Consider the following 21,614-nt stretch of genomic DNA (forward strand, 5'->3'; position numbering starts at 1 on the left):
AAATAAATTTACCTAAAATAGCAGGAGAAAAGTTCCAATAAAACTTAAACATCCAAAAACTTTTTATACTTATATTAGCAAAAGCATGAAAATATATAAAAGCCCCTGTGATCTAAAAATTTTCAAAAAGCTAAAAAATGGCGACAAGTAAAATTAGAAAATCAACCTTTCAAAATATAAATAATTTATAAGATATTACCTGTATCCCCCAAAAAAGGCTTTACAAGAAGGACCAATATGCTATCATATATAAATGAGAATTGTTATCAGTGACAACCTTGTATATATCAGTTAGAAAAATTTCACATAGATCTCTGATAATTATCAAAGGAGTCACTATACCTTAAATATAAAGGAGGAAGATTGAAAGAAAAAAACCAGGGACCCCGCATAGATGGGAAAAGCATCCAGGTAATAGACCACCATAAGATGGCCCTTAAAGCAGATGCCGTTTATAAGTAAGCTAAAGTTATGGAGAAGACATGGATATCGAATATGATAGGAAGAAAAGCAAATGAATTTAAGGGAAAAGTAGCAATACTACATAACTTTAAAGACATTGTAACTATTCAGACCTCGGCGGAATAGTTATAGTATTTAAAAAATTAATAAAAATAAGGAGGCTTTTATGAAAAATTTTAAAAGATATATAGCCTTTACTTTATTATTTACTATTATTTTTAGTAATTTCATTGAGGTTTATGCTGCTACAAGCACTAAAACTTACGAAGAAAAAATTAGTAAAGAGATAATAAGTGTAAAGGATGATGAATTTGTTGATGTAATTGTCAAACTAAAAAAGGAGATAGATTCTGAAAAGATTAAGACAGAAGTAAAAAAATCAAATCCAAATATAAATAAAGATCAATTGCAAAAACAAATAAGAAAAGAGATTGTAGATGAGTCAGTATCACTAGCTGAAAATAGTCAAAAGTCAATTTTGAAATTTTTAGACAAAAATAAAAAAGAAGGTTCAGTTAAGTCATACAAATCTTTTTTTATAGTAAATTGTGTAAACATAGTTGCTAAAAAATCTATAGTTATAGAACTAGCCAAAAGGCCAGATGTAGAAGAAATTATAGAGAATAAAAAAATAAAAATAGAAAGACCCGAAAAAAATTTTCCAGAAGCAAGGGAGGCAAGCTTAAGCTATTCATCCAAGCATGTGCCATGGAACTTAAAGGCAATTGGAGCAGATAAAGCTCAAGAGCTTACAAAGGACTCTAGCAATGAGGTTGTTGTTGCAATAATTGATTCAGGAGTAGACTCTTCCCATCCTGCTATTTCCAAAAACTATAGGGGAAATGATTCAAATCTTTCCGCCTCTTCTTGGTATAACACAATTGATGGAAAAAATGGGGCTGAAGAAAAACCATTTGATGACAGAGGGCATGGGACACATGTGTGTGGAACAATTTTAGGTTCAAAAGAAGGAAGTCTTTTGGGAGTTGCTCCAAAGACAAAATGGATAGCAGTAAAGGTTTTTGATAAAAATGGAGACACTGATAATACAAAATTACTTGCAGCAGGTGAATGGATTCTTGCACCTACTGATGCAAAGGGAAATAAACATCCTGAACTTGCACCAAGAATTGTAAATAACTCTTGGGGAGGCAATTCTAGTGATGGTTTTTATCAAGATATGGTAAAAAAATGGAGAGAAGCAGGGATATTTCCTGTATTTTCAGCAGGTAATGTTAGTGAAACCAATAATGGTGGAGATAATTCAATTGGGACACCAGGTTCATATCCAGAAGCTTATGCAGTTGGTGCCATTAGAAAAGATGAAAAGGTAGCTAAATTCTCGCTAAGAGGAAAATCTGATTATACAAATAAATGGAAACCTGATATTGTGGCACCTGGTGTAAATATCTTATCATCTGTTCCAGGCAATAGGTATGAATTATATACAGGCACATCTATGGCAAGTCCCCATGTTTCAGGAGTTGTTGCTCTAATGCTACAAGCTAACAAAGATTTGAGTGTGGAGCAAATTGAAAAAATTTTAAACGAAACAGCAAGTCCTTTAAAAGATGATTACTATGTTGAAAGTCCAAACCATGGCTATGGCTATGGAAAAGTAGATGCCTATAATGCAGTTGAACTTTCAATGGGTCAGACTAAAGGCAAAGAAGTAAATAAAGATAAGATGGGAAATTTTTCTGGAAGACTTCTAGCAAGAGGAGAAGACCATGAAAAACCTAGCCTAGACCATAAGGCTATTAGCGCAGTTTATACCATATATAAAACTAGCTTTGATGCGAATGTAAAAGATAATACTGGTATAGACTCTGTAAAGCTATTCTTAAATTGTGGAGAAGGTTTTAAAGAATATGAAATGAAACTAAAACGAGGAACTAGACTTGATGGATACTATAATGTCGATATACCTGTTTCAACTTTTAATGGAATTTCATCAGGCAGTTATTATATTGAATGTTCAGATATAAATGGCTCAGTAACTAGAACGGAAGAATACAGTTTCGTTGTAAAAGATGGTGTGAATATAGGATATGTTCAAGATTTTGAAACAGATATTTCTGGGTTTGAATTTGGAGGAGAATCAAGTCTTTGGAAATGGGGAAACATAAAATCAGACGAGCCAGACAAGAAACTTATAGGAACTGGCCCATATTCAGATAATTTGAAAAAGGATACAATAGCAGTAATGCCACCAATTGATCTTAGCAAAACAGATAAAGATGCAGTTCTTAGTTTTAGACATTGGTACGATCTTGGAAATTCAGAATATGCTTTCTTTGACCAAGCCGAAGTTTGGATTGCAGAAGTTGATGCTAACAGTAGTGCTGATAACTTAGATTGGAAATTAAAAAGAACCTATAAAAATTCATCACAGAATAAATGGGTCGATGAGTTTATAGATCTTTCAGAATATAAGGGTAAGAAAATTTGCTTAATGTTTGGACTTAGAGCAAATGGAAACTGGAAGACTAAAGGACAAGGCTGGTATATAGACGATATAAAAATTGAAGAAGCAGTAAAAGAAGTACCTGAAAAACCAAGTAAATATTTAAGTTTAAGAAACCAAAAAAATGGTAGATACAATTTTAGCTTTTCTCCAGTTAATAATGATAAGATAACAGCCTATGAACTATATAGGTCAGACAAGCCAGAAGGACCTTTTGAATGTATAAAGACGGTTGAAAAAGGAGATAGCAATGGAGGTTTTGGGAAATATTCAATAACCTTATCTGATACACCACTTCCTCAAAAGGGTAGTTACTATTATTATGCAGTATCAAAAATAGGAAAAAATTCAAGTGAACCTTCTAAAATTGAATCAATAACATTTACTGAAGGGAAAGAATTTTTAAGCTATAATTTTGAAAACGGAAAACAAGGATGGACCAGTGTTAGTGGTTTAGGAGAATTAGCTTGGGATTTTGGCAAGCTAGAGTATGGAGATAAATATAATGCTAACTTTAAGAAGCCGACAGAAAGTCAATCTTTAGGGAAAAACCCTGGTATGAATATGTGGGCTACTAATATGGATGACCACAGGTTACCTAAGTCAAAATATAGTTTGATTTCACCTACAATGAATTTATCAACTCTAAGTGATGCAAAACTTTATTACCAAAATTGGTTTGGATCTTCTGGTAAAAGAGGCTTTGATGATTACGGTAGTTATAACCAGGATTTAGGAGAAATATATATTTCTAAAGATGATGGAAATAGCTGGGAAAAGATATACACACTTAATGAAGAAATGTTGGATAAGAAAGGCAATAGACACACTTGGTTTACTGATGGTGTAGAAATTCCTAAGGAATATTTAACAGATAAAATCAAAATAAAATTTTTACTTGATACTGGTGATGATATGGGAGCATCTAGCCCTGAACAATGTGGTGGCTGGTACATTGACGATATAAGTATAAATACAAATCTTAATAAGAACACAGAAAATAGCCTACAAACAGAAAATGTATTTGAAAACAAGAGTCCTTTTAAACTTCAAAATATGACAAGGGCTTCTGAAAATAGTTCTAGCAACAATGGACTTATACCATTAGTTGGGAAAATAAGAATAAAAGAAACAGGTGTATCAGTAACATCAGAAGCAGGAACAGGTAAATTTTCAATCAAACATCCTGTGGGTTCATATACAGCAATAGCAGAATCAGAAGGATATGCAAGTAAAGAAATACCAGTAACTATTACAAATAATTCTGAATTAAAAGAAGATATTTATCTTGATAAGGCACAAGAAACTACATTAAATGTGAAAGTTTCAGATGAAGATTCAAATCCTGTTAATGCAAATGTAAAAATATATAAACAAGATGACCTAGAAGTATTAAAAGAAAAAGACGGGTCAGATATAAGCTTGGATAAGATTCTTCCAGGTAAATATAATATCGCTGTAAGTGCAGATGGATATAAAACTTATAGAGAAGAGATTACAATTTCAGAAAGCAAGGAAATTGAAATTAAGCTGGAAAAAATTAGTTTCCAAGAGGAAAAAAATGTTGGATACACAAAAAAAGAGCCATTACAACTTGCAGGACAAGACGAAAAGAATATAACTTTTGCAAACAAGATATCAAATAACAAAGATGTACAAGTTGAAGAAGTAACTTACTATATTACAAAGACTAAAGATGTAGATTTACAAAACAGTAGATACAGAATTTCAATCTATGACAAAAATGACATAGATGGTCTACCTGGAAAGATTCTTTATTCTAAAGATTTGAACTTTGAAAAAGAAGGATGGAATAGCTTAAACATTTCAAACGTCCAAGTTGATGGAGAATTTTATATAGCATTTACAAAACTATCAGGAGAACTTGCCTTTGGAATAGACAATAACACAACAGATATAGATTCTGTAAAGATGTTTAATAATGCTTGGATTGAACCACAAACACAAGGTAGCTACATGATAGGAGCAAAACTAAGAGAAATCGAAGATACGCAAAAAGCAGCTATTGACGAAGCAACAAAACTTGTAGAAAAAGCAGAAGCAGAAAAAACCGAAGATGCATACAACGAAGCTAAGGAAAAAGTAGAAGCTTTAAATGCAAGTGAAGGAAAAACAAAACTAAAAGCACGTTTAGCAGAGCTTGATAAATATATCCAAGCTGACAAAGCAATAGATGCACTTGAAGGAAAAAAGATTGCAGATATAACAAAGGCTGAATTAGATAATGCTGAAGCTTTAGTTAATGCTGTAAAAGATGAATGGAAAAAAGATTTATCAGATCGTCTAAATCCATTAAAAGACAAAAAAGCTGATGATGGCAGAAGAAAAGAACTAGAAAACTATAAAACTGATGCAAAAGCTAAAGTAGATGCACTTGACAAGCTAAATCAAGATGAAAAAAATGCTTATAAGGCTAGTATTGATGGTGCTGAAAATAAAGATGCTATAGATGCAATTCTTTCCGCAGCTCAAGGAGAAAATGCAAACCGCGAAGAAGCAAAAAAAGCTTTACTCCAAGAAAAAGAAGATGCCAAGGCTAAAATTGATTTACTTGATGAATTAAGTGATACTGAAAAAGCAGAAGCTAAGAAACAAATCGATCAAGCAGAAAACAAGGATGCTATAGATCAAATAGTAAAGAAAGCAGAAGAAAAAAATACTGAGGCCGGTAAAAACAAGGTAGATTCTGAAAGACTAAAGAAGGCTAAAGAAGCATTAGCTGCCTATATGAAGTCTTTTAATGAAGACGTAGTCGATAATCCTGCTATTGAATATCAAGATGAAAATGTAAAGGACGATATTAAAAAAGCCATTAAAAGGGCAAAGGATTTATTAGCAAAAGAAGAAATAAATCAAAAAGAACTAGAGGAAATGGAAAAAATTCCATATAAAAAAGTAAATGGTAAAAAATCAGGTTTATTTAGAGATTTTACTAAGAAGGCCCTAGTAAACTTTGAAGTTTTAGGAATAAAAGACCAAGTAAATCCCCACAATGGGAAAAAATATACTGCATTGAAAGACAATACAATTAAAATTGCAAGCAGTTTACAAGGTGCAGGTAAAATTGGAGATAATGACAAGTTTTTCTTTAAGCTAAATTATGTTAAAGAAGAAGACTTTAAGCCTGCAAACCAAGCTACAGGCCTAGATGCTACCAGCACCCCTACTCCAAAATACAAAAAACAAGAAATGCCCAAGGAGGACTATGAGGTTAAGTCTGTAGAAGGTGGCTATGAAATAAAAATAAATAAGCTACCATCAGGTGTGAAAATTATTAAGCCTATTGTCCTTGCTAAATTGGCAAACAACACTTATTTTGAGAATGGAACCTTAGTATTTGTGAGTCAAAATGAAAATCCAGTGACTCCCGGTGGAGAAAGTCCTGGAGAAAATCCGGCTACTCCTGGTGGAGAAAGTCCTGATAAACCAAGTGTTGACAATAATTCCTATAGAAGATATAGGCCTAGCTATCCGATCTTTTTTGCCTATAGTGGGTCTGAGAAGACTAAACCATTTAAGCCAGCTACCGAAACAAAGGTTCCAACAAAAATAAAGATGGATTCTAAACTAGTTATCGGTTCAAAAAAACTTGTAGTTACAGTAAATGGTGTTCAAAAAGAAGCGTTAATGGATGTAGAACCATTTATATCAAATAATAGAACTATGCTACCTATTAGGTTTGTAGCAGAAGCATTAGGATTTGAAGTAGACTGGGATAAGGCAAATAGGACAGTAGTCTTAAAAGATAAGGACACCCTAGTTAAAATACCTGTTGATACAAATCAAATAATCGTAAATGGTTCAGTCTTCGAAAGTGATGTAAAACCAATCCTTAAAAACGATAGAACAATGCTTCCAATTGCAAACATTGCAAGAGCACTAGGACTAGTAGATGGCAAGGACATCATCTGGGATGGAACTACAAAAGAAGTAATAATTAAAAGAGATATCTTAAAATAATCCTGAAAGAAAGGCAGGAAAAATATTTAGACACATGGGGACAAGGGCTCCAGCCCAGAAGGAAGTATTATCAGAGTTGGACCAGTCTCCATGATTGCCCTCTTGGCGGCAAATAATTTTCTGGAAATGAAAGCCCTTTAAAGAAGAAAAAAGAGTAAAAAGTTAAAACTTTACAGAAAATGGATGCAGTAAGTGTGTCCATTTTTTTGTATAATAATGAGACAAAGACAAATTATAAGCATTGAACTTAATTAAAGAGCTGTTAAAAATGAGTGATAAGACCAATAAAAAATTTTGGGATAGGTTTGCCAAACTATATGGACCCTTTATGAAAAAGGATAAAAAGTTTATGACCAAGTTTCCAAAGACCTTATTCCCTACTTGGATAAAAACATGGATGTCCTTGAACTTGCTTATGGGTCGGGGCAAATGTCCTTTAGCCTTTTTAAGTATAGTTAATCTTGGCTTGGAACAGACTTTTCCCAGCAAATGATTAGGGAAGTAAAAAAGCGGGGAGAAGAAAAAACCTTAAATTTGCAAGGGCTGATGCATCATCACTATCTTATGAAAATGAAAGTTTTGATTGTGTCCTAATCGCCAATGCCCTCCATATCATGCCTAATCCAGGCCAGGTAATGGAAGAAATATCCAGGGTCTTAAAGCCTAATGGCATTTTGTTGGCTCCTACCTTTTTGTGGAAGGAGGGAATGAAAAAACAAATTTTAAAAACCCTCACGGCTTTTTCAGGATTTAAGGTCTACCAGGAATGGGATAAAAAAGATTTTGAAGATTTTATTGAAGGATATGGTTTTTCACTAGTTGAAATGAAATTAGTATATGGAGGCTTCTCGCCTATAGGTGTTATGGTTGGAAGAAAAGTCCCCCAAGAGTTTTTATAAAAAAAGTTGCAATGTCATGGAAAATAAGATATTAAGGCCTCAGGTGGAGAGGATAATGTCGATTCAATAAAATTTTAAAATTTAAAGACGAGGATTTCTAAATATTTTCCTCGTCTTTTTTTATTTTTATATTTTAAAAATAATCAATCTAAATACTTTTTAAATTCCTCTGGTATGTTTTCAGAAAGATAGGCTAGGCCAAAGATGTCCGGTCCAACGTGGGCTGCTATAGTTTGTCCTATTTCAAGAGACAGAAACTTGTGGTGTCCCCTCTCTTCTAATTTTTTTATAAGTGGATCAAGGACTTTTTTGTCGTCAGCATATACTGGAAAGACAGTATCAGATCCATCTGATGTGGTTCTTTCTTCTATCATTTCCATCATCTTCTTGTAGGACTTGTTCTTGCCACGAACCATTTCTGATACAAAGAGTTTTCCCTCTTGGTCTACTTCTAGTATTGGAAGAATATTTAAGACGCTTGAGATTTTTGCCTTGGTCTTTGAAACCCTTCCACCCTCGTAAAGATATTTTAGGTCGTAAACTGTGAAGATGTGCTTGGTTTTTTCCACCAAAAATTTAAGTAGGTCTAGGACTTCTTCATAAGTCGCTCCATTTTTGGCAGCTAGTCCAGCAAAGTAAGTAATTTGTCCGAAGCCAACTGAAGCTGCAAGTGAATCCACTACTTCAACTCTAATGTCATACTTTTCTTCAATTTCTCTTTTTGCCATGCAGGCATTTTGATAGGTACCACTTAGGCCTGAAGATAGGGTTAGGGCAATGATGTCTTTGCCTTCCTTTGCAGATTCTTCAAACTCTTTGAAGTAGTCGTAATAAGTTAACTGGCTTGTCTTAAAAAATGCGCCCTCTCTCATCCTCTTATAGATTTCTTTGTTAGTAAGGTCCTCTGGAAGGTCTTCTCCCTTTTCATCAGTTCCCTTTATTCTCAAAACTTTTACGTCTAAGTTTTTTAAAGTTTCTTTATCTAAATCACATGAGGAGTCGGATATTATTTTAAAAGTCATTTGTCCCTCCTGCTGGTTTCCAGCTCTTATATTTCAAAAATAATTTTATTTCGAATAAATATTCTAAATCTTTTTTTGCTAAGTTTTTAAATATAATTTCCTTTATATCTTTATTTTTAAGAAAATATTATTACTTTTAATATTATAACATAGGCTTAATTTTTCATATATTATTTTATTGGAATAAATCTAACTACAAGCGACTTAAATTTTTCTTTAATTTGATATAATAATTTTATGGAAATTAAATTTATGAAAGAGGCCCTCCGCTATGGTCGCAGGTCTCTCTTATCAGATGACGTGCCCATTGGTTGTGTCGTTGTTAAAAATAATAAAATAATTGGATATGGTTACAATAAAAAAGAGGACTTAAAGAATCCCACAGCCCACGCAGAGATAATGGCAATATCTATGGCAGCAAGGCACCTAAATTCTTATCATCTTGAAGGCTGCGACATCTACGTCACTCTTGAGCCCTGCCTAATGTGTGTAGGTGCAATTTTAAATGCTCGCATAAAAAATTTATATTTTGGAGCTCGCAACAAGAGGTTTGGCGCTGTGGTTTCTCACCAAAAAATAGAAAAACTCATAACTAATCACAGGATTAATTATGAGTATGGTATCTTGGAAAGAGAATGTGCAAGCTTAATCACTGGCTTTTTCTCAGACCTTAGGAAGAGGTCCAAATAAGAAGGGTAGATTTACTTGCATAAAGTCTAATAAAAATTTGTCGTAATAGTTCTTTGTGGCAAGGGCGATAAGTATTCCAATAATCGCCCCTATGATTACGTCGCTGGGATAGTGAACGAAGTGGTAGATCCTTGAAAAGGCAATTAGGGCTGCTATCACAAGGAAGAAGATCCCCATCCCCCTGAAGTAGAAGTAAATTGTTACTGCTGCAGCAAAGGATGATGATGCGTGACCTGATGGAAAAGAAAAGTCTGTGGGATCCTTTATAAGGAGTTCCACCTTTGTTATCCAAGAGGGTCTCTTTCTCTTTAAAATATTTTTTAATAAAAGATTGCAAACTATGCCGTTAAAGATTAGGGCAAGTATTACATTTATGCTCTCAATCCTAAAGCCCAGGTAGAAGAGGATGTAAACTGTAAAAAGCCAAATTGCTCCTCCAGTTCCCAGGTGGGTTATGGCAATCATATACCTATTTAAGACTTCGTTCCTTATGCCAAGGAGCCAGTTTAAAAATTTGCTATCCATTAAAACTCCTATAAATGTCTTTACAAAAAAAGGCCTATGACTAGGCCTTGAAATTACATTCTGTTTTCGTTGTCAACCCATTCTTTAGCTTCTTCAACTGCTTCTTCTGTTGGAATTTCAATTCCTGTTTCAGGATCTTGTCCTTCAGTCTTTGCATATAGGTCAGAATCTGGTCTATCTTCAGGTTTGATTTCTTTTTGTTGGTCCATGTTAGCTTTCATTTCTTTCTTCTTTGCATCAGAAAGAGTTTTTGAGTTTTCAATTAAATCTTTTTCTTTTTTATTGTCTGTCATGTTATCCCTCCATTTGTTTGATACTTATATAGTATTACAAATTTCTAATAATTACAAATTAATAAGAGTTTCTTAAAAATTTTAAGTTTAGATTTTTAATTTAGCTTTAGCTTTTAAATTTTGGGTAAGTGTTTAATGTTAAATATGTATTAGGAAGTGTTATATGTTAAAAGTAGTTTTCGATAACCTAGGCGAGTATAAAAAGTATGCAGTGCTCTCGCCTTTTTTTGTTTTGCTAGAGGTCTTGATGAATGCATCAATCCCCTTCTTCATGACAAAGATAATAGACCAGGGGATCTTGGTTAATTCCTCTCGCAATATAATTAGATACGGAATAATTTTATTTATAGCAGCAGGAATCTCCCTTGCCACAGGAGTGATCTCGGGCTATCTTGCCACAAAGGCATCAAGTGGCCTTGCCAAAAACATGAGGGCATCTATGTTTAAAAACATAACAGACTTTTCCTTTGAGAACATGGAAAAGTTTAAGTCGGGGTCCCTTATCACCCGTATGACAACTGATGTCCAAGCTGTGCAAATGGCCTTCCAAATGACTATAAGGATGGCAATTCGTTCGCCCCTTACCCTCATCTTTTGCTTTATCATGTCCTTTAGACTCTCAAGGGACCTGGCTCCAACTTTTGTAATTATTATTCCCCTCATTGGCATTGGGATGGGACTAATTATAAAGGGAGCCTATCCAATCTTTGAAAAAGTTTTTAAGATTACAGACAGGCTTAACACCGATGTATCAGAAAACTTATCTGCCATCCGTGTGGTTAAGTCCTTTGTAAAAGAAGGTAAGGAAATCAAAAAGTTTAATGAGGTCTCTGACGACCTTCAAAATAATTACATCAAGGCTTCCAAGCTCCTTGCCTTTGCAAACCCACTTATGAATTTTTCAACCTACCTCATGGCAATTTTAATTGCCTGGTTGGGAAGTCACTTCATTGTGGCTGGCAAGATGACAACTGGAGCCTTGACAGGTCTTGTGACTTACGCAATTCAAATTCAAATTTCACTTCTTATGTTGTCAATGATTCTCGTTCAGATTACAATTGCGAGAAACTCCATAAGACGTATCAATGAAGTTATTGCAACTAGACCTTCTATTGTTAGCCCAGATGACCCTATTAAGGAAGTAAAGAATGGAGAAATTGTCTTTGACGATGTCTTTTTCTCCTACTCTGGCGACCTAGACAAGTCTGTCCTAAAAAATATTAATCTTAAGATAAATTCTGGCGACTATGTGGGTATGATTGGCCCAACAGGATCTGGTAAGTCAACTCTTATTAGCCTCATCGCAAGGCTCTTTGACCCCACAAGTGGGACTGTCTATGTAGGAGGAGAAGACCTTCGCGACTATGACCTTCCTGCCCTTCGTGACCAAGTCTCTGTGGTCCTACAAAAAAACCAACTCTTCACAGGTACCCTACGTGAAAATCTAAAGTGGGCTGGCGATGACCTTACTGATGAAGAACTAAAAGAAGCCCTCTACATTGCTTCTTGTGATGACTTCATTGACCCTGAAAAAGACCTGGACATGAAGGTCCAAAGGGGTGGGACTAACTTCTCTGGTGGTCAAAGGCAAAGAATTTCTATTGCAAGGTCAATCCTAAAGAATCCAAAGATTTTGATTATGGACGACTCAACTTCTGCCCTTGACAATAAGACTGAAGAGAAAATAATTTCTTCTCTTAACAAATTAAGACCAGATATGACAAAGATTTTGATTTCACAAAAGATCAAGTCCCTAAAGAACACTGACTACACCCTAGTCCTTGACCTTGGAGAGATTGAATCTATTGGTAGACATGAAGAACTCATAGAAAAGAGTCCAATCTATAGAGAAATTAACGAAACTCAAGAAAGTGACGGTGATTTTGATGCAGAAGAATAAGACAAAAATTACATCTCCAGAAAACAAGGAGGCAGCAAAAAAATTATTCTCCTTTATCTTTAAAAGGCATAAGTTTAAGCTCCTAGGAGTTGCTCTTATGGTAATAATCTCATCTCTTGCCACAATTTCTGTGTCACTTTTTATGAGGTTTTTAATTGACGACTACATTATGCCCTTGGTAAATAGTTCAAATCCGGATTTTTCTAACTTGTTATCCATGCTAATTAAGATGGGAATATTTTTGGCAATTGGAGTTATCTGCTCCTTCACCTACTCAAGGCTAATGGTTGCAATATCTGAAACAACTCTTGGAGAAATGAGAAAGACTATGTTTAAGAAGATGCAGGCCCTACCTGTATCCTACTTCGACCAAAATAGTCACGGAGACATAATGTCCTACTACACAAATGATGTCAGGGCCCTTGGGGAAATGATAGCCCAATCCTTCCCATCCTTTGTGTCCTCTGCCATGACAATTATCATGGTCCTAATCGCCATGTTTTCACAATCCTTCTTCTTGTCACTTATAATAATTTTGACAGTTGGACTTATGATTTTTACCATGAATACAATTGGGGGCAAGTCCTCTCACTTCTTCTTGAACCAGCAAAAATCTCTTGCCAAGACTAACGGCTACATCGAAGAGATGATTGACGGCCTAAGAGTTGTAAAGGTCTTCAACCACGAGGAAGCTGCAAGAGAAGACTTTAGGCTAATTAACGAAGAACTCATGGAAAACACCATGATAGCCAACAGGCTGGGCCTCTTCCTCTTCCCAATAATTTTTGGAATTGGAAACTTCCAATATATTCTCTTTGCCCTTATTGGTGGCCTCATGGCAGTCCACGGTGGCTTTGGGATAACAGTTGGAGTTGTGGCTTCCTTCCTACAACTTTCAAGGACTCTTACAGGTCCCATGGGACAAATTGGTGGCAACATAAACTCTGTGGTCCTTGCCATAGCAGGTGCCAGAAGAATTTTTGACTTCCTTGAAGTTGAGCCAGAAGACTACTCTGGTCAAGTTGAAAAAGTTATAAAAGTTGTTGATGGAAAAGAAAAATATTATTGGCATGACCTAAAGACTGATGAGTACAGAGAACTCTTGGGAGACATTCGCTTTAAGGATGTTGACTTCTCCTACGATGGAAAAAATAAAATCCTAAAAAATATAAATCTCTATGCAAAACCTGGTCAAAAGGTTGCCTTTGTTGGGGCAACAGGTGCCGGCAAGACAACTATTACCAACCTCATAAATAGGTTTTATGAAATCGACAGTGGAGAAATTACCTTTGATGGCATAGACATTAGAAGGATTAGGAAGGACCACCTTCGTTCATCCCTTGGCATGGTCCTCCAAGACACCCACCTCTTTACAGGAACAATTGCTGAAAATATAAATTACTCTGTGGAAGATGTGGACATGGATAAAACCCTCGCAGTAGCAAAAAGGACCAAGGCCCATGACTTTATCAATAACCTAAAGGATGGCTACGACACCATAATAAATGGCTCAGGTGGCGAACTATCTGAAGGACAAATGCAGCTTCTTTCTATTGCAAGAGCTGAAATCTACAATCCACCAGTTATGATCCTAGATGAGGCAACATCATCAATTGACTCTCGTACAGAAAAAATCGTCCAAGAGGGCATGGACCAAATCATGAAGGGGAGAACAAGCTTTGTAATTGCCCACAGGCTCTCAACAATTATGAACTCAGACGTAATTATCGTATTGGAAAATGGTGAGATAGTCGAAAGAGGCAATCATGCTGACCTACTTGAACAAAAGGGAATTTATTACAAACTCTACACAGGTGGCTTCGACAAATAAAGTTTTACAAAACAAAAAGGTGCTGGATTTTTTCCAACACCTTATTTTTTTTAGAAATCTCTATTTTTATAAAATTTTTCTGAAAGCTTTATCGAAATAGAAATTATTGTAAAAATTATAAATAGGATAATTAAAAGGCTTATTAATTTATTATTTGTCATTAAATTAAGTAGGTCTTTTAAATAATCTCTGAAGGTCGTACTTAACAAAGAAATTAGAGCAATTACCACAAAACTAATAGCTGAAAGTGTCTTTGCCTTTTTGTATCCATACTTAAAGTAAAGGGGATACTGCATAGAAATCAAAAAAACAAAAACTATAAAGAAAGACCCGACAATTGGAAGGACAATTTTTATATCAAATTTCACAAAAAATGATGCTACAATTGAAAATATTAGTCCTATAATTATAGCTGCTATAAATAAAATTAAGGCAAAGGCATATCTTCCTTTCACAACTTTATCTCCCTTTATGCCAAAAATTTTGTAAAGTGAATCTATACCAGCTTCGTCTCCCACAAGAAAAGGATAAGAGGAATACATCATGGCAAACAATAGGGGCATTGATATTGCTATTAGTGGATTTTTCGTCATAAAAAAGTAAACTAAATAGAGTATAAGCATTATTAAAAGATTTTTTATTGTGAAATAGGGCTTAATTGAAATATAATCCAGCCTCATAATTTTTTTAATGTCCTTCATTTCTTCCTCCCATATAAAACTAAAATTTTATTTATATCTGGATTTTCAAGAATTAATTCATCTGGAATTTTTTCTATATCTATATTTTTTACAAGGGCTTCAAAGGAAGTGTCTGAAGATTTTATGCCAAGAAGATCAAAATCTTTTAAAAGTTCTCTATCTTCTTCCCCTCCCTTTAAAACCAAATATTTTTCCAGAAAATCTTCTTTACTAGAATTTTCGACAATCTTTCCTTGGTCGATAAAAATTATATAATCGGCAATCCTGTCCAGGTCTTCAGTTATGTGGGTGGAAAAAAGCACTGTGTTATTTTCGTCTTCCACAAATTCCTTCAAAATATCTGTGAGTTCATCTCTCATACTTGGATCAAGTCCACTTGTTGGCTCATCTAAAATCAAGAGATTTGCCTGGTGAGAAAGGGCTATAGAAAGCATAAGCTTTATTTTCATTCCACGAGATAGTTCCTTAACTTTTTTATCTTTTTCTATTCCAAATTTTTTAATATAGTCAAAAAACTTTTCTTCCTTCCAATTTTCGTAGCCACACTTCATAGCATCATTTACAAGAGAAATTTTCCAATCCTTGGACAAGAAGGAGTCGTCCATGATTATTCCCACATCTTGCAAATAATTTAGATTTCTTGAATCTTCTCCGTCGACAAAAACTTCTCCCTCATAATTTATTAGGGACAAGAGGGACTTTATTGTAGTTGTCTTTCCCATTCCATTTTTTCCAATAAATCCAGTGATATATCCCTTTTTTATTTCAAAGGATTCTTCTCCTAGGACAAAATTTTCGTAGGTCTTTTTCAAATTTTTAACTTCAATTTTATTCGTCATAGTCCAAGCCCTCCTTGTATAAAAATTCAAATAATTCTAAAATTGTTTCCTTGTCTAAATCTAAATCAACTGATAATTTTATGGCTTCTTGCAAGTGATTTTCCAATTCCTTTTGCATTTCTTCTCTCTTGGCCTCTGAGTCCTTGCTGGCCACAAAGGTCCCAAGTCCCTGCCTAGACTCAACAAAGCCCTCTTCTTCCAATTCGTCGTAGGCCTTTTTCACTGTCAAGATGCTGACCTTTAAGTCCTTGGAAAGAGTCCTTACAGAAGGAAGTTGTTGCCCTTCTTCAACCTTGTTTTTTAAGATATTTTCTTTTATGGCATTCTTTATCTGTTCATAAAGAGGAACTGAGGATCCATTTATTAAAATAATTTTCATTTTGCCTCCTTGTTATATAACACTATATAACAGTCCATAACACTTGTCAATTATTTTAATTTTTTATAAATATTTTTGATATAATAGGGGAAAAGGAGGGACTCTTGATGGCTAAGAAGGACTTAAGAAATAAAAAGAATGTGGCTTTTATAATTTTTTCAATCTTAATAATATTTTCCACTTGCTTTTATTATGTAAAGATGCGAAAGCCTGACGCCTATGTGAACATGGATCCTCTCACAATTCAGTTTCACTTCACAGGCTACGATGGTTCTGGAAAGGCTGAGATAGAAATCCTTGAATATCCAAAAATTGTAAGTTTAAAAAATGAGAAGGACAGGGAAAATATAGAAAAAATTCTTCATAATCCAAGCATTGAGTGGAGCAAAAATGAAAATTTGAGAAACGGTGAGGAAATTTTTTATTATCTTAGATATCCAGACACAGGAAAATATAATATTAAATTTGATAGAGAATATGGAAGTACTGGGACAAGGGTCCAAGACCTGATTCCCACAAACTAATTTGAATTTTGGAGAAGGCTTTGAAAAAGAAAAAGAAAATTATGATACTTGTATTATTACTTATTATTATTCCAATTATATACAGCTTGAATACAAAAAATCCGCCTGGCACCAACCTGTCATCTGACTTTATGGATGCCGACTGCGAATTTTTATATGACTTGACCTACTTAAAGGATGGAAAGAGGCTTCACGAGAAGAGGATCTTTAAGCGTGAGATGGACCTTATTAAAAATGCCAAGGACTTTCTAATGGTGGACTTCTTCCTCTTTAACGACGAGTACCCTGATACAATGAATTTCCCAAATCAAGTGGAAGAGATGACTGACCTCTTAATTGCAAAGAAGAAGGAAAATCCTGACATGCCAATTTTATTTGTCACAGACCCCATAAATAATTTTTACGGAGCTTATGAAGAAGATAATCTAAAGAGGCTTCGTGAAAATGGAATTGATGTGGTGGTTACTGACTTAAATAAGATGCGTGACTCCAATGCCCTAGTCTCTGGCTTTTACAGGGCCTATCTCCAATGGTTTGGGACATCTGGTGGCGGCTGGATCAAAAACTTTTTTGACAAGGATGCCGACAAGGTAAATATTAGGTCCATTTTAAAACTTGCCAACTTCAAGGGCAACCACAGGAAGGTCTTGATTTCAGAAAAGGAAGCCCTAGTTGCATCGGCAAACCCCCACGACCCTTCAGCCCACCACTCCAACGTGGCAATGGCCTTTCATGGCAAGTCTATGGAGGACCTTATAAGGTCTGAGTCCATATTTTTTGACAAACTTCCTAATGTAATAGAAAACTTCAAGGCAGAAGAAGTCACTTCTCCCTACAAGTTAAAGGTCATCACTGAAGGCAAAATTTATGATGAAATTTCAAAAAATATTAAGGAAACAAAGAAGGGCGACGAGATAAATCTTGGAATCTTTTATCTTTCAGAATTTAGGATTTTAAGAGAGCTAGGCGAAGCTTCAAAGCGTGGTGTTGATGTAAAAATCATCGCAGACCTCAACAAGGATGCCTTTGGTCTTGAGAAAAATGGATCACCCAATAGACCTGCCCTAAGCGAATTAAAGGAAGACTATCCTGACATAAATATTCGCTGGTACCAAACATCTGGCGAGCAGTTCCACACAAAATTTATTTACTTCGACTTTAAGGACAGGAACCCCCTTACCATACTTGGATCAGCCAACTACACAAGGAGAAACTTGGATAACTTTAACCTTGAGACAAACCTTGCAGTAGAAATGGAAAAAGATTCTCCTATGGCAAAAGAGATGAAGAACTACTACGCAAGAATTTGGAATAATAAGGGCGGAGATTACACTTTGCCTCTTGAGGACTTTTATGAAAAAGGATTCTTGTTGAGAATCCTCTGGAAAATCCAAGAAAAGACAGGCCTTTGCACCTGGTAAAATTTTAAGCATTAAAAAATCACGGTAAAATATTTCTACCGTGATTTTTTTATTTGTCTATTATATACTTTATCTCCGAAATTAAATCCTTATCTGATAAGAGTGTAGGACCTTCTTGGTTGCCAAGCTTTCCATAGAAAGAATAGTGAAATTTATTGGTATCTCTATCTCTTTCTGAGTCGTACATATAAATTGTATCTTCCTCATCTTTATTGTGAAAATTGATTAATAAACTTTTATAACCTGGGATTGAAGCATAGGAATATCTCTGATCCACAACTTTACAGTTTCCCAAGAGACTTATTATTTCTCCTAACTTTTCTTCATTATCCTTAGAAGAAAAAATTTCTCTCGTAGTCATTTTTTCTTCATCTGCAATTACTTCCACGCTTAAAGACTCAAATTTATAAACTTCTCCAGTGGAAAATTTTATCTCATGACTTTCATCCTTCTTGCAAGATGTGAGAAAGATTAAGATCACAAACAAATAAAATAATTTTTTAAATTTCATAAAAACCTACTTTGACAACTTGTTTATTATTGTATTAATCTCTTCGATTTTCTCGTCAATTTCTTCCTGGCTCTTGGAGTAGGAATCCTTGACACACCCCCTTAGGTGGGCTGTCAGGACATCCTTGTTGATGTTTTTTAGGATGGAGATTGATGCCATGAGCTGGTTGGAAACGTCAAGGCAGTACCTGTCCTCTTCAACCATTTTTATCAAGCCATCAATTTGTCCCCTGACAGTCTTTAATTTTCTAAGTTGGACTTCCTTGTCTGCTCTCATTTTTCTATTTTTGCAGAAAAACCAGCATCTTCAACTGCCTTAACAAGGACTTCATCTGCAAGGTCCTTGTCAAGTTCTACCCTTGCCTTCTTGTCATCAAGGTTTACGTCAGCTTCTCTTACTCCATCAAGACCTTCAAGAGCTTTCCTTACTGATGCTACACAGTGTTTGCAAGACATTCCTTCAACATTTAAAATTTTTTCCATACTATCTTCTCCTTTATTTTTAATAATTTTATAACCTGCATCTTCAATGGCATTTTTTATTTCTTCTGAACTTAGACCTTGGTCCATAAATTCTACAGAAGAGTTTTCGTGGCTTGCCACAATATTTTTTGCCTTGCCAGTTTTTTCTAGGGCATCAGCAACTCTTTTTTCACAGTGGCCACACATCATGCCTTCTACTTCTATTCTAGTAATTTTTTCACTTTTTTCCAAATCTTTTTGCTTATCTACATTTTCTTTTTCCCTTGAAGACTTTGATTCTTCCAAGGATCTTTTCACTCCCCTTGGTTTAAATCTTCTTAACCTCAAGGCGTTGTTGACAACAAATACCGATGACATACTCATGGCAAAGGCAGCAAACATTGGGGAAAGTTTAATTCCAAAGGCTGGGAACAAGAGTCCTGCAGCAAGAGGAATTCCAATTGTGTTGTAGAAAAAGGCCCAGAATAAATTTTCCTTTATGTTCTTTATTGTAGCCTTGGAAAGTTCAAGAGCTGAAACAACATCTAAGAGGTCGGACCTCATAAGGACAACGTCAGATGATTCAATTGCCACATCTGTCCCATGACCTATTGCCATTCCTATGTCTGCCTTGGCAAGGGATGGGGTATCGTTGATTCCGTCACCAATCATTAGGACTTTCTTTCCAGATTTTTGGATTTTGTCGATTTCCTTGTTCTTATCTTGTGGAAGAAGACCTGCAAGTGTCTCGTCAACTCCAATTTCCTCAGCAATTGCCTCTGCAGTTTTTTCATTGTCTCCAGTTAGCATAATAATTTTCTTGCCCATGTCTCTTAGGAGCTTAATTGCATCCCTTGATGACTTCTTAGGTAGGTCCTTGACAGAAATTATCCCCATGACTTCATTTTCATTGGCAAAGTACATGGAAGTCTTGCCTTGACCTGCAAGGTCCTCTGCCTTGGCCTTAAAGTCCTTTAGGTCAATTTTTTCTTCAAGCATGTATTCAAGGTTTCCAGCAAGATACTTATTTCCTGCCACTTCTCCATTTAGGCCCCTGCCACTAACTGAATTGAAGTTAGTGATTTCTTCTAAGCCTATATTTTTTTCTTCAGCATAATTTAAAATTGCAGAAGCCAGTGGATGTTGAGAATTTTTTTCTAGGGACCCAGCAATTTTTAAAAATTCATCTTGGTCTAGGTCTGTCACAATATCTGTTAAGATTGGCTTGCCTTCTGTAATAGTACCAGTCTTATCCATTACAATGACATCGATCTTGTGGAGATTTTCTAAGACTTCTGCATTCTTAAAGAGAAGTCCAAAGTCGGCGGACTTGCCTGTTGCCACCATTATTGAAACTGGTGTTGCAAGTCCTAAGGCACAAGGACAAGAAATAACTAGGACTGAAATTGCAAAGTTAAGGGCATTTTCAAATCCGTAGCCAAGTGCCATCCAAACTCCAAAAGTTGCAGCAGCTATAAGTAGGACTGCTGGCACAAAAACTCCTGCAATTTCATCTGCCAGTTTTGCAATAGGAGCCTTGGACTGGTTGGCCTCGTCCACCAACTTTATAATTTGAGATATTGTTGTGTCCTCGCCGACTTTTTCTGCTTGAAACTTAAAGGACCCTGTTGTGTTAATTGAAGCCGAGATTACCCTATCGCCCACAGACTTTTGAACTGGGATTGACTCTCCAGTAACTGCTGATTCATCAAGGGACGATGCACCTTCAATAACCTTGCCATCAACTGCCACAGATTCTCCAGGCCTTACTAGTAAAATATCTCCAACCCTTACATCTTCAATATTTTTTACGACTTCCTTGCCATCTTCTATAACTGTTGCCATCTTTGGGGCAAGGTCCATTAACTTTTCAAGAGATGACCTTGTCTTGTTCTTAGATTTTTCTTCCAAGTATTTCCCAACAGTTATAAGGGTCAAGATCATGGCTGATGACTCAAAGTAGAGATTGTGCCTGTAGGCATCTACAAGCTCCATGTCTCCTTGGCCAAATCCATAAGCCATCATGTAAATGGCAAAGATTCCATAGACAAGGGCTGCCAAAGACCCAATGGCAACAAGGCTGTCCATGTTGGGCGCCCTGTTCTTAAGCCCCTTGAAGCCAGAGATGTAAAAGTCTCTGTTGATATAGACAACTGGAAGGGCCAAGAGAAATTGCGAGAAGGCAAAAATTACTGCACCTTCTCTTCCATGAAAGACGCTTGGAGTTGGCAAGTGGACCATGTGACCCATGGCAATATACATGAGGATCAGCATAAAGATGCTAGAAGAGATTAACCTATTCTTAAGGGCCTTCTCCCTGTCGTCCACTGGTCTATCTTCACTTTTTGTTTTTTCACCAGCTGGACTTGCCCCATAGCCAATTTTTTCCACAGCTCTTATAATTTCTTCATCATTTATTTTATTTTCATCAAAATTAACCTTCATTGAGTTGGTCATGAGGTTGACGTTGGCATTGCTTACGCCATCAAGCTTTTCTACAGCCTTGGTTACATTGGCGACACAGGCCGAACAAGTCATCCCCCTGACATCAAATTTCTTTTCCATACTACCTCCCATACCCCCCTAGGGGTGTTCTCTATTTTTATCTTAACACTAAGAGAATTTTTTTACAAGTTTTTGATAAGACTTCTTAAAATATTTAAAAATCGCATAATTTTTCTTGTTTTTACGGGAAAGAATAATTTTTA

At 35.5% G+C, this 21,614-nt stretch carries 15 protein-coding genes and 1 pseudogene; 7 read left to right on the plus strand and 9 right to left on the minus strand.

What is annotated here, in order from left to right:
- Positions 1-628: 628 nt before the first annotated feature.
- Positions 629-6,910 (plus strand): S8 family serine peptidase, encoded by a 6,282-nt coding sequence (locus M9426_RS04400; RefSeq protein ID WP_250342590.1) that lies wholly within the window; start codon positions 629-631, stop codon positions 6,908-6,910.
- 566 nt (positions 6,911-7,476) lie between these two features.
- Positions 7,477-7,809: pseudogene (locus tag M9426_RS09345) on the plus strand (class I SAM-dependent methyltransferase); the annotation flags it as partial.
- Between the two features lie 143 nt (positions 7,810-7,952).
- Here M9426_RS09345 and M9426_RS04410 read toward each other — a convergent pair.
- Positions 7,953-8,831, minus strand: coding sequence for a DegV family protein (locus tag M9426_RS04410; protein ID WP_250342591.1), 879 nt, complete (start codon positions 8,829-8,831; stop codon positions 7,953-7,955).
- Between the two features lie 252 nt (positions 8,832-9,083).
- Here M9426_RS04410 and M9426_RS04415 point away from each other — a divergent pair, with 252 nt between their 5' ends.
- On the plus strand, positions 9,084-9,521 hold the full coding sequence (locus M9426_RS04415; protein WP_100069175.1) for a nucleoside deaminase: 438 nt from the start codon (positions 9,084-9,086) through the stop codon (positions 9,519-9,521).
- Here the strand turns inward: M9426_RS04415 and M9426_RS04420 are convergent.
- Both M9426_RS04420 and M9426_RS04425 read right to left on the minus strand, forming a co-directional pair.
- Positions 9,495-10,046: a phosphatase PAP2 family protein gene (locus M9426_RS04420; RefSeq protein WP_250342592.1), complete on the minus strand. Its 552-nt coding sequence runs from the start codon at positions 10,044-10,046 to the stop codon at positions 9,495-9,497. The genes M9426_RS04415 and M9426_RS04420 overlap by 27 nt on opposite strands.
- Positions 10,047-10,099: 53 nt before the next feature.
- A complete protein-coding gene (locus tag M9426_RS04425; protein ID WP_005955059.1) occupies positions 10,100-10,339 on the minus strand; it encodes a CDIF630_02480 family spore surface protein in 240 nt (79 codons plus the stop codon).
- A gap of 163 nt (positions 10,340-10,502) precedes the next feature.
- Between M9426_RS04425 and M9426_RS04430 the strand changes: the two genes are divergently transcribed.
- Both M9426_RS04430 and M9426_RS04435 read left to right on the plus strand, forming a co-directional pair.
- A complete protein-coding gene (locus tag M9426_RS04430) occupies positions 10,503-12,239 on the plus strand; it encodes an ABC transporter ATP-binding protein (protein WP_250342593.1) in 1,737 nt (578 codons plus the stop codon).
- Positions 12,226-14,070, plus strand: coding sequence for an ABC transporter ATP-binding protein (locus M9426_RS04435; protein ID WP_250342594.1), 1,845 nt, complete (start codon positions 12,226-12,228; stop codon positions 14,068-14,070). The genes M9426_RS04430 and M9426_RS04435 overlap by 14 nt, the downstream gene beginning before the upstream one ends.
- Positions 14,071-14,120: 50 nt before the next feature.
- Here the strand turns inward: M9426_RS04435 and M9426_RS04440 are convergent, their stop codons facing one another.
- Genes M9426_RS04440 through M9426_RS04450 form a run of 3 tightly spaced genes read right to left on the minus strand, consistent with a single transcriptional unit; the run spans position 14,121 to position 15,989 of the window.
- Positions 14,121-14,771 (minus strand): ABC-2 transporter permease, encoded by a 651-nt coding sequence (locus M9426_RS04440; RefSeq protein WP_250342595.1) that lies wholly within the window; start codon positions 14,769-14,771, stop codon positions 14,121-14,123.
- Positions 14,768-15,610, minus strand: a complete 843-nt coding sequence (locus M9426_RS04445) for an ABC transporter ATP-binding protein (protein ID WP_250342596.1) — start codon at positions 15,608-15,610, stop codon at positions 14,768-14,770. The genes M9426_RS04440 and M9426_RS04445 overlap by 4 nt, the downstream gene beginning before the upstream one ends.
- The gene (locus M9426_RS04450) at positions 15,600-15,989 is read right to left on the minus strand and encodes a GntR family transcriptional regulator (protein ID WP_250342597.1); all 390 of its coding nucleotides are present in this window, start codon (positions 15,987-15,989) and stop codon (positions 15,600-15,602) included. The genes M9426_RS04445 and M9426_RS04450 overlap by 11 nt, the downstream gene beginning before the upstream one ends.
- A 107-nt stretch (positions 15,990-16,096) precedes the next feature.
- Here M9426_RS04450 and M9426_RS04455 point away from each other — a divergent pair, with 107 nt between their 5' ends.
- Positions 16,097-16,513: a hypothetical protein gene (locus M9426_RS04455; RefSeq protein WP_250342598.1), complete on the plus strand. Its 417-nt coding sequence runs from the start codon at positions 16,097-16,099 to the stop codon at positions 16,511-16,513.
- Between the two features lie 20 nt (positions 16,514-16,533).
- Positions 16,534-17,934: a phospholipase D family protein gene (locus M9426_RS04460; RefSeq protein WP_250342599.1), complete on the plus strand. Its 1,401-nt coding sequence runs from the start codon at positions 16,534-16,536 to the stop codon at positions 17,932-17,934.
- Positions 17,935-17,983: 49 nt separating this feature from the next.
- On the opposite strand, the gene M9426_RS04465 is transcribed toward M9426_RS04460, so the two are convergent.
- The 3 genes from M9426_RS04465 to M9426_RS04475 are packed head-to-tail and all read right to left on the minus strand — an operon-like array spanning position 17,984 to position 21,471.
- Positions 17,984-18,445 (minus strand): hypothetical protein, encoded by a 462-nt coding sequence (locus M9426_RS04465; RefSeq protein WP_250342600.1) that lies wholly within the window; start codon positions 18,443-18,445, stop codon positions 17,984-17,986.
- A gap of 6 nt (positions 18,446-18,451) precedes the next feature.
- The gene (locus M9426_RS04470) at positions 18,452-18,721 is read right to left on the minus strand and encodes a metal-sensing transcriptional repressor (protein ID WP_005955077.1); all 270 of its coding nucleotides are present in this window, start codon (positions 18,719-18,721) and stop codon (positions 18,452-18,454) included.
- The gene (locus M9426_RS04475; RefSeq protein WP_250342601.1) at positions 18,718-21,471 is read right to left on the minus strand and encodes a heavy metal translocating P-type ATPase; all 2,754 of its coding nucleotides are present in this window, start codon (positions 21,469-21,471) and stop codon (positions 18,718-18,720) included. Before M9426_RS04475 ends, M9426_RS04470 begins: the two co-directional genes overlap by 4 nt.
- Positions 21,472-21,614 lie beyond the last annotated feature (143 nt).

The organism is Peptoniphilus genitalis, assembly GCF_023614525.1.
GTDB lineage: Bacteria > Bacillota > Clostridia > Tissierellales > Peptoniphilaceae > Peptoniphilus_A > Peptoniphilus_A genitalis.

What these genes read in the sequence shown, in the direction of transcription:
- M9426_RS04400 (WP_250342590.1), top strand. Translation starts at nt 629, where the DNA reads ATGAAAAATTTTAAAAGATATATAGCCTTTACTTTATTATTTACTATT.
- M9426_RS04410 (WP_250342591.1), bottom strand. Translation starts at nt 8,831, where the DNA reads ATGACTTTTAAAATAATATCCGACTCCTCATGTGATTTAGATAAAGAA.
- M9426_RS04415 (WP_100069175.1), top strand. Translation starts at nt 9,084, where the DNA reads ATGAAAGAGGCCCTCCGCTATGGTCGCAGGTCTCTCTTATCAGATGAC.
- M9426_RS04420 (WP_250342592.1), bottom strand. Translation starts at nt 10,046, where the DNA reads ATGGATAGCAAATTTTTAAACTGGCTCCTTGGCATAAGGAACGAAGTC.
- M9426_RS04425 (WP_005955059.1), bottom strand. Translation starts at nt 10,339, where the DNA reads ATGACAGACAATAAAAAAGAAAAAGATTTAATTGAAAACTCAAAAACT.
- M9426_RS04430 (WP_250342593.1), top strand. Translation starts at nt 10,503, where the DNA reads ATGTTAAAAGTAGTTTTCGATAACCTAGGCGAGTATAAAAAGTATGCA.
- M9426_RS04435 (WP_250342594.1), top strand. Translation starts at nt 12,226, where the DNA reads ATGCAGAAGAATAAGACAAAAATTACATCTCCAGAAAACAAGGAGGCA.
- M9426_RS04440 (WP_250342595.1), bottom strand. Translation starts at nt 14,771, where the DNA reads ATGAAGGACATTAAAAAAATTATGAGGCTGGATTATATTTCAATTAAG.
- M9426_RS04445 (WP_250342596.1), bottom strand. Translation starts at nt 15,610, where the DNA reads ATGACGAATAAAATTGAAGTTAAAAATTTGAAAAAGACCTACGAAAAT.
- M9426_RS04450 (WP_250342597.1), bottom strand. Translation starts at nt 15,989, where the DNA reads ATGAAAATTATTTTAATAAATGGATCCTCAGTTCCTCTTTATGAACAG.
- M9426_RS04455 (WP_250342598.1), top strand. Translation starts at nt 16,097, where the DNA reads ATGGCTAAGAAGGACTTAAGAAATAAAAAGAATGTGGCTTTTATAATT.
- M9426_RS04465 (WP_250342600.1), bottom strand. Translation starts at nt 18,445, where the DNA reads ATGAAATTTAAAAAATTATTTTATTTGTTTGTGATCTTAATCTTTCTC.
- M9426_RS04470 (WP_005955077.1), bottom strand. Translation starts at nt 18,721, where the DNA reads ATGAGAGCAGACAAGGAAGTCCAACTTAGAAAATTAAAGACTGTCAGG.
- M9426_RS04475 (WP_250342601.1), bottom strand. Translation starts at nt 21,471, where the DNA reads ATGGAAAAGAAATTTGATGTCAGGGGGATGACTTGTTCGGCCTGTGTC.